We start from the raw sequence: 14,812 nt of genomic DNA, 5'->3' as shown, positions 1-14,812 counted from the left end.
ATTATTTAAAACACTTTTTTACAAGGTTACAATTGAATAAGTAGTTAATAAAGTTTTCTTTTTCAAATTCTTTGCAAACGTTTTCGAAAAATGTTGCAAAAATAGCGGGTAATTGCTAATCTTTGCCGGGGACGCTCTTATATGGACCAAGTGAATCTAAAGAAACTCGCGAAAGAACTGAACCTGGCCGTATCCACGGTAAGCAGGGCATTGCGGGACAGTCATGAAATCAGTTCGCAAACAAAAGAAAGGGTACGCGCATTGGCTGAAAAACTGGGATTTCAGCCTAATCCACATGCCAGCAGCCTTCGGCAAAATAAAAGTAAAACCATTGCGGTAATTATTCCTGAAATTGAAAACAACTTCTTTTCACAGGTTATCAATGGCATTGAATCGGTAGCACCCGAAAAAGGCTATCATGTATTGATTTATCTCACCCACGAAGATTATACCAAAGAACGCGACATATTACAAGTACTTCGAAACGGCCGGGTTGATGGTATTATGATCTCTGTTTCAAATACCACTGCCAATCTCGATCATATTGAAGCCTGGCGGCAGGCAGGAATACCTATGGTGCTTTTCGACAGAACCTGTGAAGACATTGATGTTCCCAATATTATGACCAATGATGCCGAGATGGCATTTAAGGCCACCGAGCATTTACTGAAAAGAGGATGCCGGAATATTGCTTTTTTAGGCATGGCGGGCAATTTGTCGATTGCCAACCGGCGCAAGGCGGGCTATTTAACGGCCCTGAAAAAATATAAAATACCGGCCGAACCGCAAATAATTGAATTAACAACCAAAGATTATATCAACCGCACCATCCTGAAAGAGGTGATGCAGCAACAATCCAAACCTGATGGCATTTTTGCTTCTATTGAAAAATTTGCGGTAAATACTTATGAAGTTTGCCAGGAACTGAACATTGATATTCCGAAAGATGTAAAAGTGGTCAGTTTTTCGAACCTGCAGGCGGCGGCCCTTTTCGATCCGGCCCTTAGCACCATCATTCAACCGGCTTATGATATCGGTCGCGAAGCGGCCAATATTTTATTTAAGATCATCGAAAAAAAGATGTTGATGCCGTATGAAAAAAGAATGATCCTTCCCTCACAATTAATTGAACGCGCATCCACAGCAGCAACAAAATGGTTGTAATAAGGGGGCTTTAACAAAAATTTGCAACTTTTTATAATCGTTAGTATGTTTATATTTATTGAGCCCGGAAGAATCTGTACAACTAATTAATTAACTTTCTTCCTGACTTACGGTCTTTCTGACTTTCGGACATTTAATCAATTTGAAATGACAGCCGGATTCATAGGCATACTTATCATACTGATAACCTTTGTAATATCCTACAGAGGTTTTAAAGACCATTTCTTTTTAGAAAAATATGAGTTTGGGGTTGATAAAGTACGGTTGTATAAAGATTACAAACGGCTAATCACTTCGGGCTTTTTGCATGTGAACTGGATGCATCTTATTTTCAACATGCTCAGTTTGTATTTTTTCTCGGGCCCCATTACCGGTTCGCTGGGCGCATTACAGTTTTTAACCATTTATTTTGCCAGTATGGTGGGAGGCAACCTGCTTTCGCTGGTTGTTTATAAAAACCAGGGCGATTATACTTCGGTAGGCGCTTCGGGTGCGGTGTGCGGGATCATATTTGCCTCTGTTGCCTTATTTCCGGGTTTCAGGATCGGCCTGTTTTTTCTGCCCATTTCTTTACCCGGCTGGTTATACGGACTTTTATACGTTGGCTATTCCATTTACGGCATTCGTTCAAAAAGAGATAATATAGGGCACGAAGCACATTTGGGCGGCGCCCTGATTGGCATGCTGATAGCGCTGGCCATGGAGCCTTCTGCATTCCTTGAAAATTACATAACCATATTAATTATAGCGGTGCCTACCATTGTGTTCATTTATCTGATCATTACAAGGCCGCATATATTATTAATCGACAATCTTTTTTACAATACGCATAAAGACTACTACTCTGTTGATCACAAGTACAATGAAGGAAAGTTTAACCAGCAAAAGGAAGTAGATAAAATTCTTGATAAAATAAGTAAGAGAGGCATCAACAGCCTGAGCCAGAAAGAGAAGCAGATATTGAAAGATTATAGTAAGAAGTAGGATGACGCATTTTTCCTGGCAACATCATTGGCATGCCGAAAGACAGGTTATGTCTGCTCACAGCAAGGCTTTGATTATCAGCCAAAAGTCTTTGCACGCATGCAAAGCCGCTTTGCAGCAACTTTTTTTTAAAAATAGCTTACATAGCCGTTCAAATACGCACATAAAAAGTGGAAATACCTTACAATTTTAATTTTGTAAGCTATTTTTTTTCGAATGTTGATTTTTTCGAGGCTATGTAAGCTATTTGCAGATCATTGTAACCTATTCCGATGTCTTTGTAAGCTATTCCGGAGGCAAAGTGCACTGCAGCGCACCTTTGCAGTGCTGCAAAGATGCGCTGCAACAAACAACGCAACTTTGCATGTTGTTTTGCCGGCTTTGCAAGCTATTTTTTTTGCCATGTTAAATTATTCGCTGCTTTGTATCCAGTTTTGGGGTTTATGTAAGCTATCCTGATGCCTTTGTAACCTGGTTGCTGTTTAATGTAAGCTATTTCGAAGTCTTTGTGAGCTATTTTGGAGGCTATGTACGCTACAAGGCTCTTTTGTGGTGCTGCAAAGATGCCCGGCCAAAAACGAAGCAGCTTTGTATGCTGCTTTGCCGGTATTGCAGGTTATATTTTTTGCCATGTTAGCTACTCCACTGCGTTGCAGCCTGACTTTGTGTTTGTGTAAGCTATTCCTGATGCCTGGGCAGCTTATTTACAGGTATATGTAAGCTTTAGGTGGCTGATGTATGCTTTTTTAGCAATTATGTACGCAGCAAAGCTCGTATGTACCCAGTCAGAATCCGAACCGACTTTAACTTATAATCCCCGAAAAATGCTCTGTTACACTATTTACTATCGCCTCAATATCGGCCTTATAAAAACCGGCGCTGTTTAAACAACCGCATTCTACAATGTAATAGTTATTGCCGGTTTCACAAATGTCCATTACAAATATTTCGTGAGGCGTATATTCGGCACAGCGGTTTTCAGCAAACCGAATAACCGCTTCGGGGCAACCACGTTCCTTTTTCAAATTAAAATCTTCACGGTATTTCGAAGCGGTTACTACTTTTTTGTTAACTATCCATAACCGCCATTCATACCGCAGATGATACGGTTCAGAAACGATAATCTTACTATTTAAAGACAAACTGGCGTTATCGAACATTTTTAACCGGTTATACCATTCCTGAATTTCAGCAAACCGCTTCACTTCACCAGAGAACGATTTCCTATCATCGTCAGGCCTTATAAAAAACAATTTATCGGCCTCAAATCCTTTAGCCATAAAATCGCTGAAAGTAGTTACCAAAGCGCCAAAATTCAACATGTGTCTTCCCCATTTGGCAAAGTAATTCTCTATTGAAAAGCTGAGGTCATCGAAGAAAAAGCCTTTATTAATAGTTGCATCATTAGTAACCAGTTTTCCTAAAGTGGTTGACCCATAGAATATGTTGTGCTTATTCCGATCAAAATCGGGGAGTTTATCGGTGAACGGAATTATATCAAACTCACAAAAACTTACGCCCAGCTTATTACAGGCAAGCTTTAGTTGCTGCAAATCATTCTGATTAGTAAGATTTTTCTGCACCGCCCATTGTATAGTATCGTATGTGCCTTTCATAAAGCCAATATATTCAAAAAAAATAAGTACCTCCCGAAACAAATTACACTAAACTTAAATTATAATTTAGTTCACAGGTATTTGCCATTTTTCAGCTAACTTATATTATGAATAAATCGCTACTAATTACTGCAATTTGTTTTTTTCTATACATCCCGTTAATGGCAGCTGCACCGAAGGATACTACATTCACCGAATCATCCGTTGTGCTGCATACGGCCAGCGGTGATATTACCGGTACGTTAACGCTTCCATGTATAGGCGGCAACCTGCCGGTTGCCTTAATCATTGCAGGTTCGGGCCCTACAGACCGGAATGGCGATAACCCCATGATGAAAAACGAAAACCTGAAACAACTGGCCCATGGGTTGGCGGCTAATCAAATTGCATCGTTGCGGTTCGATAAACGGGGCATCGGCGAAAGTAAAAGCGCTATGAAAACTGAAACCGATATACGTTTTGAAGATTACATAAATGATGTAAAAGGCTGGATTGACCTATTAAAAAAAGACACCCGCTTTTCGAAAGTATTTATAACCGGGCATAGCGAAGGTTCGCTTTTGGGCATGATAGCAGCTCAGCAGGGAGCCAATGGTTTTGTGTCGATCGCCGGCGCAGGCAAATCGGCTGATAAAATTCTGAAGGAACAACTGAGCAAACAACCTGCCGCTATCAAAGATTCGTCGATGCCGATTATCGACAGCCTCGCGGCAGGGAAAACCGTTCAAAACATACCTCCTGTGCTGAAAGCCATTTTCAGGCCCAGTGTGCAACCCTATCTGATCTCGTGGTTCCATTACGACCCACAAACAGAAATTAAAAAACTTACTATTCCCGTATTGATTATTCAGGGAACAAACGATTTGCAAATAACCGAAGAAGATGCGAACATGCTGGCAAAAGCCAACCCCCATGCGCAGTTAGTGCTTATTAAAAACATGAATCATGTTTTCAGGATCGTTGAAGGCGACAGAAAAGAAAATCTTGCTACTTATATCACACCATCATTACCTATTAGCGAGGAATTGATAAACGAAATTTCAAAATTCATCAGGAAGCCTTGATAATTCTGCTTTTTCTATTTGTTTAATAATTCTTAATTTTCCACAATAACCACAAATCAGCGTAGGGCGCAACAGCATAAAGCTGTCTACATGCGCCGTAGTATCTCTTCTATAGCTGCACATAGATAGTTTTTATTTCATCTTATTGCAAAAAACAAAATATGAAGCTAAAGTCTTTTCTTTCAGCAGCCTTACTTTTGTATGTAGTTGTGGTAAATGGCCAATCCGGGTCCAATATTGAATTTGAAAAATATGCGCACGATTGCGACAGTGTGTTTAGAAAATTGTATGAAAAGCGCGATGTAAAAACATACAACACCTTACTTAATGAATTTCTGGCAAAGTATAAAGGTTTGTCGCCCGACGATCAAAAAGAGTTTGCAAATTACCCTAAGAGCGCTTACTACAATTTAAGTTGCGCTTATTCATTACTCGATAATAAACCCCCGGCGCTGGAATATCTTGATAAAGCAATCAAGGCAGGGTGGTACGATTATGCGCATATACAAAAGGATGCAGACCTGAATAATATACGAAATGAACAAAAATTTAAAAGCCTGGTCAATCCGTTACGCGACATCAGCGATTATATGTATATCCTTAAAAAAGGAGCCGCCTATAATTTGCAGGATAACCGGGAACTACCAAAGTTTACCTACCTGAACAGTGATGATCCCAACCTTGTTTTACTGCGCAAAACATTCAACCTCGACTCCATTGCAGGCTCAGGAAATGAAGTGTCGAAAATTATCAACCTTATGCACTGGATGCACAATTTGGTTCCGCATGATGGTGGTAGCAGCAATCCCGATATAAAGAATGCAATCAATATGATTGCTGTATGTAAACGCGACAACCGGGGATTGACCTGCAGAGCATTGGCAATGGGATTAAACGAATGCTACCTGGCTATGGGCTTTAAGTCGCGATTTGTTACCTGCTTTCCTAAAGACAGCCTGAAAATAGACCCCGACTGTCATGTTATCAATGCAGTTTATGCAAAAACGCTTAATAAATGGTTATGGATGGATCCTACCAACGATGCCTATGTGATGAATGAGAAAGGTGAGCTGCTAAGTATAGAAGAAGTGCGGGAAAGAATTATCCAGGAAAAACCTTTAATTGTAAATCCCGATGCCAACTGGAATCACAGATCCTCTGTCACAAAACAAGGTTACCTGTATAATTATATGGCCAAGAACCTGTATATGCTGCAATGCGTTGTAAACAACGAATACGACACTGAAACATATGGCAATGGCAAAACAGTTACCCGTATTACCCTTGTGCCCTTAGATTATTTTGACCAGGCCCCGGATAAATATCAAGGCTACAACAAGGACCTGAATACCACTTTCAAAAAGTACAAAACGAATAACCCTGCCTTGTTTTGGCAGGCCCCATAAGCAGCTGCTGAACAATATCGAATGCAGAACAGAAGAATTTTGAATGTCGAAGTAAGAAACATTCCCAATAGCATAACATCTTCGGTTCAAAATTCTTCGGTTCATTATTCACTATTCTAAAGAGAAACACCTCGCTTCCACGGAATAAAATCGTCCTGCGCCAGTTGAACTGCTTTTGGTGTTGTTTCGCCACTGGCTACTTTGATACAATATTCCAGTATCTCCTCCCCTACCTGTTCAATATTTTTTTCACCGGTTATGATACTGCCGGTATCTATATCAATGATATCGGCCATACGTTTGGCCAGCGATGAATTGGTGGCAATTTTTATGGTGGGAGCCACGGGGTTGCCGGTTGGCGTGCCCAAACCTGTTGTAAATAAAATTAATGTAGCACCCGATGCTGCTTTCCCGGTGGTAGCTTCCACATCATTACCTGGTGTGCACACCAGGCTCAAACCCGATTGGTTTACCGGCTCGGTATAATCAAGCACGGCCACTACCGGAGAAGTTCCTCCCTTTCGGGCAGCACCTGTTGATTTGATAGCGTCGGTTATCAATCCGTCTTTAATATTTCCCGGCGACGGGTTCATATGAAATCCCGATCCCACCTTCATGGCCTGGCCATTATAATCCTGCATCAGGTGAATGAACCGGTTGGCCACATCTTCATTTACACAACGATCTACCAGCGACTGCTCGGCGCCACACAATTCAGGAAATTCGGCCAGTAATATTTTACCTCCCAAAGCCACCAGCAGGTCACTGGTATACCCTACTGCGGGGTTGGCCGAAATACCGCTGAACCCATCACTGCCGCCACACTTCACCCCAACGCATAATGCACTCAGCGGAGCAGGCTCGCGTTCGATTTTATTAATTTCAACCATTCCCAAAAATGTTTTACGAATGGCTTCGCAAACCAGTTCCTCTTCGCTTACTGTTTGCTGCTGCTCGAAAATGTAAAGCGGTTTATCAAAAGAGGGGTTTCTTTTCTTCAGATCATTTAAAAAATCAGTTATCTGCAAATGCTGGCAGCCCAAACTTAATAAGGTAACTCCACCTACATTGGGATGATCGGCATAAGCAGCAAGCAAGGCGCTCAATGTGGCAGCATCCTGGCGGGTACCACCACAGCCACCGCTGTGATTCAGGAATTTTACACCGTCTACATTTTTAAAAAAACGTTCGCTGCCATTACTGTACGACGGGTTCAGGTTGATATTATTTATATCCTCGCCCGATGTATATGCCCTGAACATATCACGGGTAAACTGGCGGTATTTTCCGGTAACCGCATAGCCCAGCTCGTTCCAGAGCGCTTCTTTAATAACATCGAGATTACGGTTCTCACAAAAAACAGTTGGTATAAACAACCAGTAATTGGCGGTACCTACACGGCCATCCCTTCTTTTGTATCCGTTAAATGTACGATTGACAAATTTAGATACATCGGGTTGTTGCCATGGCTCCTTTTTATTGCGCCAGGCATAGTCGCCGGCAGCATGATGGGTATTGGCGGTTGTCATAAGAGTGCCTCTCAGTAAATCGGTCTGCACTTTTCCTACCAGCGACCCATACATAATTACCTCATCCCCCGTTCGCATATTTTTAATGAAGAATTTATGTTTTGCCCCCACGGCCTGTGGTAATAAAATATCCTGTTGATCTATTGTAATTGTACTACCCTGAGCAAGATCCTGTAAAGCAACCAATACGTTATCATTAGGGTGTATTTTCAGAAAAGGTTTACGAACAATTTCAGCCATAACAATTCATTTTAATTTGTGCTGTAAATAATAGCAAAGCCTGTTTTTTGAGCCGTACGCAACGGCCGCTTATATGTTATTTGAATACAATTTATATACGTTTTCCTGTACGCCGGCGTTGGCGGTACAAGATCGGGAGGTTGCAAAATGCCGGAAAAACGCCCGGGCTGGTTCATAATTTTAGTTTCAACGGATATGTCATCCAGAGAAGAATAGTTGCAAATATTTACTGATGCCTGTACCAGCGCCAGTTTACAAAAGCAAATAAAAAGTTTATGGCTAAATGCAGATTGCAGCAAATTGTCTTATTATTCATCAATTTTACCATGATCACTACCCCTTCGGTTGCCCCGCGTGTGTCTTTATATAATAACGGGTACTGTTACGGTTACTGTAAACAGCTGCTAAACGCATGCTAAAGGGTAAAGTTGACCTACTAACCAATTTTTTACGAAAACGGTTACGGAAACGTTAGCGTAGATTTTTTACGCCAGCCCTAAAAGTTAACCTAAATTACCCCTGATTGCAATATATTTTGCCATTTGATGTAAAAATAGCTTAATCCATGAGGCCCCAGCTATTAAAAGTATCTAAAGAAATTCGCCACTCGTTCAGCGTAAGACAGGATCTTGTTCCTTACGTTAATAACCGTTGGCATTACCACCAGGAAGTTGAACTAATCCATTTCAGAAAAGGAGAAGGCACGCAGTTTATTGGCGACAGTATACGCCGGTTTAAACCTGGCGATGTGGTATTGGTCGGTTCAGGCCTGCCGCATTACTGGCGTTTCGACGATGCGTATTTCGATGAAAACACACCGTCAACTGCGGATGTGCGTGTTTGTCATTTTTGTGAAAACTTCTGGGGTGAACAGTTTTTGCAGCTGCCGGAGAATCTCAATATCAAAACGGTGCTTGATAAAGCTAAACGTGGCTTGCAGATCACCGGCAAAACCCGTACGGTAGTGGCCGAGTTTTTGGATGTATTGCTGCATACCGAAGGTCCGCATCGCATTATGCTGCTTACCGAGGCACTAACAGCTATCGCCGAGTGCAAACAACCCATCCCCCTTTCGTCGATAGGCTTCAAACACGATTTGCTCGAAGCAGAGAACGACCGCATCAATGCCATCTACGATTTTTCTTTAAAGAATTTTAAAAGGCCTATTCAGCTCGATGAAATTGCATCGGTGGCCAACATCAGCCCTAACTCATTCTGCCGCTATTTTAAATCGAAAACAAGGAAAACGTTTTCGCAATTTTTAATCGAGGTTCGTGTGGGACATGCGTGTAAATTGCTTATAGAAAATAAAATGAGCATTAAGCAGCTGTGCTTCGAAAGCGGGTTCAACAATTTCACCAGTTTTCATAAATACTTCAAATTGATTACCGGTAAAAGTCCGCTCAATTACCAACGGGAGTTTATTCAGAAACAGTAGGTAGGTGATAAGTTTCCATGTTGATTAGTTGACAGGTTCACCTGTTAGGGCTATTTACTGCCTGGTGCCTGGTGCCCGTTGCCTTTTTCATTAATATCGTACGCCATGACCTTACCATTTAACCGTTTGCACCAATTCGCTATAAGTACCCTTATAATTACAATTGCATTTAGTTTTCATTTGCCTGCCGATAAATGGGAATCGAAATTTGTTACCGCAGCAGCAAATGGAACCCTTCAGTATCATGCCGATGAAAAAGGAAATACCATTCCCGACTTCAGCCACGTTGGTTATTACCAGGGCGATCAACCGATTCCCACGGTACCTGTAATAAAAACCATCACCGCCACCGGCGACAACAGCCAGGCTGTTATTCAAAATGCGATTGATGAAGTTTCGCGGCGCTCACCCGACCAAAACGGATTTCGCGGAACCGTACTGTTAAAAAAAGGCATATATAAAATTCCCGCCACACTGCAGATTAATACCAGCGGCGTTGTGCTAAGAGGTGAAGGCGATAAGGAAAATGAAACTGTTTTACTGGCTACAGAAAACACCCAGCGTTCATTAATTAAGATAGCAGGAACCGGCAATATCGAAGAGTTACCCAACACCCGGGTGGCCATAACCGATGAATATGTGCCCACCGGCGCTACTTCTTTTCATGTTGAATCGGCCACCGGTTTTAAAGCAGGAGATAAAATAATATTATTACGACCAGGTACCGAAGCATGGATAAAAGACCTGAAAATGGATGCCATTGAGGAAAGAGGCGGCACCAAACAATGGAGGCCCAAAGAATATGACCTTCACTTTGAACGCGTGATCACAAAAGTAGATGACAATACCATTTACATCGACAACCCGGTTGTGCTTGCCCTCGAAAAACAATATGGCGGCGGTTTTATTTATCAATACCGTTTTAACGGTCGACTTGAAAAAGTAGCCATTGAACAACTGCGTTGTGAATCGGTATTCGGCAGCGATACAGCCGAAGATCATGGATGGACGGCCATTGAGTTTGATAAAATAGAAAATGGCTGGGTACGAAACGTTACCTCACGGTATTTTGGTTATGCCTGCGTTCACTTAAATAACCTGGCAAAATGGATTACTATTACTGATTGCCGTTGCCTCGATGCCAAATCAAAAATTACCGGTGGCCGCCGGTATTCATTCAATAACGACGGGCAGCAAAACTTAGTAATGAATTGTCAAAGCACCGAAGCACGTCACGACTATGTAACCGGCGCCCGTGTTTTAGGGCCCAATGTATTTTATAATTGCACGGCTACACAAACACATGCCGATATAGGGCCGCATCACCGTTGGTCGGCGGGCACCCTGTTTGATAATATTGTAACCGATGGCGAAATCAATATACAGGACCGCGGTAACTGGGGCAGCGGTCACGGTTGGGCCGGCGTAACCCAGGTTGTATGGAACTGCACTGCAAAACGGGCCGCGATACAAAACCCGTGGGTAAACGGAAAAAATTATTGCATCGGGTTAACCGGCGGCAAATACGACGGACGTTTGCACGGTCGCCCCGATGGAGAATGGGAAGGACAAAACAAAAAAGGACTTCAACCCGGTTCGTTATATATGGCCCAGCTGAAAGCGAGGAAGAAGTAACCAATTGACAATCGGCAATAGACAATTGGCAATTGATTATTCTGCTTTTTGCCGATTTGCTTATTGCCTATTGCATATTGCTTATTGGGCGGCTCTCACCTTAATCACAATCTTCTTCACCACTTTATTACCGCCGGGCGTAATGTTCGGGCGATGCGCATCTGTTGGAAAAAAGATGATAAATGTTCCGGCAGGTATGGTATAAAATTTACCGGGCGCTGTATAATTGGCAACATCTTTTGCTTCATCGTAGGGTTTTGTAACGGTAGTAACTTCAGCCACCGGCCATTTACCCATTTTTTCATCTCCGGTAATAACACATTGCACATCGATGTATTTTCGGTGCGACTCCCAGTTTGTTTTATCAAAATCTTTCGATGGGTCTTCTGTTACCGAGGCAAATACATTATCGCCATCGATAGGATATTTTCCTTTGGGCAGCGTTTTAAGGTCATGTTCTTTTAAAAACGCAAATGCTTTATCCCAATACACTTTGTTTATTTCATATTGCCGGGCAAACTCCTGCTTGTTGATAGATTTATGCGGTGTAAGCGCTACGCCGTTCAGCCACTCTTTTTTCTTAAACCATTTCGCAGCTTTAGCTTTCGACCAGGTACTGTCGGAAAGCGAATGAGCATTAACATGAAGCACAGAGGCAGCAAGCAATAAAACAGATAATACGAATACCCTTTTCATATGTGCAGGAATTATATGGTTGTAAAGATAAGGGCCAATAGCTTATTTTTTGTTTAAAGCTTGTTATAATAACGGTGCCACGGCCCCTTCGACTTCGCTCAGGACAACCGTGGCACGTTTAATAATTAATATAGCATTGATCAACTCACTTTGCCGCGCCGGTTGTAAACGCTTTGGCGGGCACAATCCCTTTCACTTGTAATTTTATTACCGATGCAATAGTATCCGGAGCTTTTTCGGGCAGTGTGATCACTAATCCATCTGCAGATGAAGCAGTGGTTACTGTTTTACCCGTAGCCAGCAATTTGGCCGATGTTACCGGTTGCTGTAAACCGGGCACCGTTAATTTTCCGTCGGCTGGCCAGTTAAATACCGACAGGTATAAAATGGTATTACCATTTTGTTCTTTTTTGGTGCATCGTCCCCACGACAAAGGCGCCAGCGGACTTCCCTTGCTTCCATAAATGGCTTCGCCGTTTACTTTCATCCAGGCGCCAACCTGTTTTAACCGGTCGATGCTTTCATCGGGGAAAGAACCATCGGCCTTAGGCCCAACATTCAATAAATAATTTCCGCCTTTCGATGCTATGTCAAGTAAATTTCTGATGATCGTTTCGGTGCTCTTCCAGTTATGGTCATCTTTCTTATATCCCCAGGTGCCGTTCATGGTCATGCAGGTTTCCCAATCGCGACCATCGAGCTCGCTTAAATTGGGAATTTTTTGCTCGGGCGTTTTGAAATCGCCGGCAAAATTGGGGCGTTTTAACCGGTCGTTTGTAATGATATTCGGTTGGAGCGCCAGCACGGCATTCAGCTTCTGTGCAAATTCGTCTGTCATACCGGTAGGCGTATCCCACCACAACACAGCCACATCACCATAATTGGTTAATAATTCTTTCACCTGCGGTACAGCCACCTCATCAATATACTGCGACATGGTTTTAGTAGTTTGCGCAGGGTCCCAATGACCTTCATGCGCCGCCGTATAGGCATCGATGGCAGCAGAATCAGGATTGGCCCATCCTTCACTGGCAACTTTTCGTGCTGCAGCGCCGCCGGGGTTGTTCCAGTCCTGTGCATGCGAATAATAAAAACCAAGTTTGATTCCATATTTGCGACAGGCCTCTGCCAAAGGTTTCAGCAGGTCTTTACCATACGGAGTTGCATCTACTATATTCCATTTGCTGGCACTGGATTTGAAAAGTGCAAATCCGTCGTGGTGCTTGGCGGTGATCACAATATATTTCATGCCGGCTTCCTTAGCCAATTTTACCCATGCCTCAGGATCATATTTAACCGGGTTGAACTCTTTCGCAAATGCCTGGTAATCTGTCACCGGAATTTTGCCACGGTTCATGATCCATTCACCAATGCGGTTAATAGCATGACCATTATAGTAACCCGCCGGTACCGCATAAACGCCCCAGTGAATAAACATACCCCAACGGGCCTCACGCCACCATTCCATGCGCTTATCACGGCTTACGCTTTGGGCCGATGTTTGCGCAGCCAGCTGGCCGGCAATACAGCAAACCAACAACACTACAGATACTACTTTTTTCATATAAGCATTCATTATCATTGTTAATTAAGATGCAACTAACCGATTATTGCAATCGGTTTTTTCACAGTAAGCTGCAATTTATTCAACTATTTTGGCAGGAACTTCGTTTGGCGAAGGAGCAGGTTGCTTGCAGGTTATACAGGCAGTATTTGTAGAAGTTGTAAAGAAGTCGTTTCTGTCACTCTATATTTTTCAATTCAAAACCATACTCAAAGCTTATTCTGTTATAATCACCGATATTTTCCTGCCAGGCAGGTTCTTCATGACTAAGTTCAACAATTTGTTTAGTTGTTTTTCCTTTGAATTTTTCTGATACATATTGCATCATTTCTAATTCAGTTTCTGAAAAAAGCCCATCTTCAACATTAAGCGCTTCAGCATCATCAGCAATAAAACGATCTCCAACAAAATCACCAAAATCCATTTCTTTTACCTTAACAAAGCCCGCGTTTACAACACAATTGTAAATTCCTCCATAATTCTCAGGCACCGGGCCTTTAGGTAGCGCTTTATAATAGATGCCGCTAATACTATGGCCATACCTTTTAAAATGGCCAAAATCTGTATAAAACAGGAGCTTATTAAGTGCAGTAGTAAATGGACTATTCCGCAGGGCGAAAAAACGAATTATATTACCCACTCTTTCCAAAGAGGGGACTCTATATCCATTGAAAATATTTGGATAATTATTTCCTGTTAACCAACCTTTCCATATTTGTTGGGATTGTTCATTATCGGCTTCCACCAATTCTATTTTCCTTTTTACCCGTTCAAATTCGTGAGGTTCCAAAACATTTTTACTCATTTCAAGCAGCTTCTTAAATTCCCGTGGATCTTCTCCCAACCTGATTAATCTGCCGGTAGAAACACTGGGCATTTCTCCTGCTTCATAACTTCTGTATATATTGGCTCCAAGACCAAGCACTTCACTCATTTTAGCCGCGCTTAACCCATACTGTTCACGAATATTTTTAATTTCATCTATAAACGGAATACCGTATTTCTCTCTGTATTTATTATGAACCTGATTAATATTAAGTGTATCAATAGCAGTGGTTGTAAATTGTTCGCCGCTATCAACACATAAATAATAATGATAAAGCACCTCGAATTTATCTTTCCTGTACTCAAGAACCCTTGATTCCTTTTCCAGTTTTGTATCTCCGCCTGTAAATGGACTTTTCATAACTTACTTTTTAAAAGATATTTCATAGGAAATTCTGCAACACCACTCCCCATATGCAAAGCTTTGCTTTAAAATCATGTAGGAATTTCTGAACGTCATCTTCTGATGTGGCCATAGTATTTTACTAATTCATGCCACAATTTTACTAATCAAAATTAAATTTCAACTAATTAGTTGCAATAAATATCCAATTTCTTGCATTTTATCAATTAATTCCTCTTTTTAAAAAGTAACTTCACTGTATTTAAACCAAAAAGGTTATTCCGGGGAATAACCTTTTTGTAATATTT

11 protein-coding genes are annotated in these 14,812 nt (G+C 41.8%); 6 read left to right on the top strand and 5 right to left on the bottom strand.

The annotated features are described in order from the left end of the window. The first annotated feature begins 141 nt into the window (after nt 1-141). Both AC59IL_RS32990 and AC59IL_RS32985 read left to right on the top strand, forming a co-directional pair. A complete protein-coding gene (locus AC59IL_RS32990; RefSeq protein WP_496556519.1) occupies nt 142-1,164 on the top strand; it encodes a LacI family DNA-binding transcriptional regulator in 1,023 nt (340 codons plus the stop codon). A 147-nt stretch (nt 1,165-1,311) separates the two neighbouring features. After that, a complete protein-coding gene (locus tag AC59IL_RS32985; protein ID WP_496556518.1) occupies nt 1,312-2,148 on the top strand; it encodes a rhomboid family intramembrane serine protease in 837 nt (278 codons plus the stop codon). An 803-nt stretch (nt 2,149-2,951) separates the two neighbouring features. Here the strand turns inward: AC59IL_RS32985 and AC59IL_RS32980 are convergent. Further along, nucleotides 2,952-3,764 carry an ATP-grasp domain-containing protein gene (locus tag AC59IL_RS32980; RefSeq protein WP_496556517.1) on the bottom strand — a complete coding sequence of 271 codons (813 nt, stop codon included), beginning with the start codon at nt 3,762-3,764 and terminating at the stop codon, nt 2,952-2,954. 107 nt (nt 3,765-3,871) lie between these two features. On the opposite strand from AC59IL_RS32980, the gene AC59IL_RS32975 reads away from it, so the two are divergent. Then, nucleotides 3,872-4,828, top strand: coding sequence for an alpha/beta hydrolase family protein (locus AC59IL_RS32975; protein WP_496556516.1), 957 nt, complete (start codon nt 3,872-3,874; stop codon nt 4,826-4,828). A 161-nt stretch (nt 4,829-4,989) separates the two neighbouring features. Further along, complete coding sequence (locus AC59IL_RS32970) at nt 4,990-6,234, top strand: TPR end-of-group domain-containing protein (RefSeq protein ID WP_496556515.1); 1,245 nt, start codon at nt 4,990-4,992, stop codon at nt 6,232-6,234. A gap of 116 nt (nt 6,235-6,350) precedes the next feature. Here the strand turns inward: AC59IL_RS32970 and AC59IL_RS32965 are convergent, their stop codons facing one another. After that, nucleotides 6,351-8,003, bottom strand: a complete 1,653-nt coding sequence (locus tag AC59IL_RS32965) for a UxaA family hydrolase (protein WP_496556514.1) — start codon at nt 8,001-8,003, stop codon at nt 6,351-6,353. Between the two features lie 565 nt (nt 8,004-8,568). On the opposite strand from AC59IL_RS32965, the gene AC59IL_RS32960 reads away from it, so the two are divergent. Continuing rightward, nucleotides 8,569-9,441 carry an AraC family transcriptional regulator gene (locus tag AC59IL_RS32960; RefSeq protein ID WP_496556513.1) on the top strand — a complete coding sequence of 291 codons (873 nt, stop codon included), beginning with the start codon at nt 8,569-8,571 and terminating at the stop codon, nt 9,439-9,441. A gap of 105 nt (nt 9,442-9,546) precedes the next feature. Beyond that, nucleotides 9,547-11,076, top strand: coding sequence for a hypothetical protein (locus tag AC59IL_RS32955; RefSeq protein WP_496556512.1), 1,530 nt, complete (start codon nt 9,547-9,549; stop codon nt 11,074-11,076). An 81-nt stretch (nt 11,077-11,157) separates the two neighbouring features. Here AC59IL_RS32955 and AC59IL_RS32950 read toward each other — a convergent pair whose 3' ends face one another. The 3 genes from AC59IL_RS32950 to AC59IL_RS32940 all read right to left on the bottom strand — a co-directional run bounded on the left by AC59IL_RS32950 (nt 11,158) and on the right by AC59IL_RS32940 (nt 14,522). Next, nucleotides 11,158-11,772, bottom strand: coding sequence for a NanQ anomerase/TabA/YiaL family protein (locus AC59IL_RS32950; protein ID WP_496556511.1), 615 nt, complete (start codon nt 11,770-11,772; stop codon nt 11,158-11,160). 145 nt (nt 11,773-11,917) lie between these two features. Next, nucleotides 11,918-13,336 carry an alpha-L-fucosidase gene (locus AC59IL_RS32945; protein WP_496556510.1) on the bottom strand — a complete coding sequence of 473 codons (1,419 nt, stop codon included), beginning with the start codon at nt 13,334-13,336 and terminating at the stop codon, nt 11,918-11,920. A 178-nt stretch (nt 13,337-13,514) separates the two neighbouring features. Beyond that, entirely contained in the window at nt 13,515-14,522 is a 1,008-nt protein-coding gene (locus AC59IL_RS32940) for a type II toxin-antitoxin system antitoxin SocA domain-containing protein (protein ID WP_496556509.1), read from the bottom strand. Nucleotides 14,523-14,812: the final 290 nt, after the last annotated feature.

It is taken from the genome of Niastella sp. sgz303648 (genome assembly GCF_059587045.1).
This window is presented reverse-complemented; position numbering and strand designations above follow the sequence as displayed.

Bases quoted from the DNA above. Each gene is read 5' to 3' on its own strand.
- AC59IL_RS32950 (WP_496556511.1), bottom strand. From the start codon at position 11,772: ATGAAAAGGGTATTCGTATTATCTGTTTTATTGCTTGCTGCCTCTGTG.
- AC59IL_RS32990 (WP_496556519.1), top strand. From the start codon at position 142: ATGGACCAAGTGAATCTAAAGAAACTCGCGAAAGAACTGAACCTGGCC.
- AC59IL_RS32945 (WP_496556510.1), bottom strand. From the start codon at position 13,336: ATGAAAAAAGTAGTATCTGTAGTGTTGTTGGTTTGCTGTATTGCCGGC.
- AC59IL_RS32970 (WP_496556515.1), top strand. From the start codon at position 4,990: ATGAAGCTAAAGTCTTTTCTTTCAGCAGCCTTACTTTTGTATGTAGTT.
- AC59IL_RS32940 (WP_496556509.1), bottom strand. From the start codon at position 14,522: ATGAAAAGTCCATTTACAGGCGGAGATACAAAACTGGAAAAGGAATCA.
- AC59IL_RS32960 (WP_496556513.1), top strand. From the start codon at position 8,569: ATGAGGCCCCAGCTATTAAAAGTATCTAAAGAAATTCGCCACTCGTTC.
- AC59IL_RS32955 (WP_496556512.1), top strand. From the start codon at position 9,547: ATGACCTTACCATTTAACCGTTTGCACCAATTCGCTATAAGTACCCTT.
- AC59IL_RS32985 (WP_496556518.1), top strand. From the start codon at position 1,312: ATGACAGCCGGATTCATAGGCATACTTATCATACTGATAACCTTTGTA.
- AC59IL_RS32975 (WP_496556516.1), top strand. From the start codon at position 3,872: ATGAATAAATCGCTACTAATTACTGCAATTTGTTTTTTTCTATACATC.
- AC59IL_RS32965 (WP_496556514.1), bottom strand. From the start codon at position 8,003: ATGGCTGAAATTGTTCGTAAACCTTTTCTGAAAATACACCCTAATGAT.
- AC59IL_RS32980 (WP_496556517.1), bottom strand. From the start codon at position 3,764: ATGAAAGGCACATACGATACTATACAATGGGCGGTGCAGAAAAATCTT.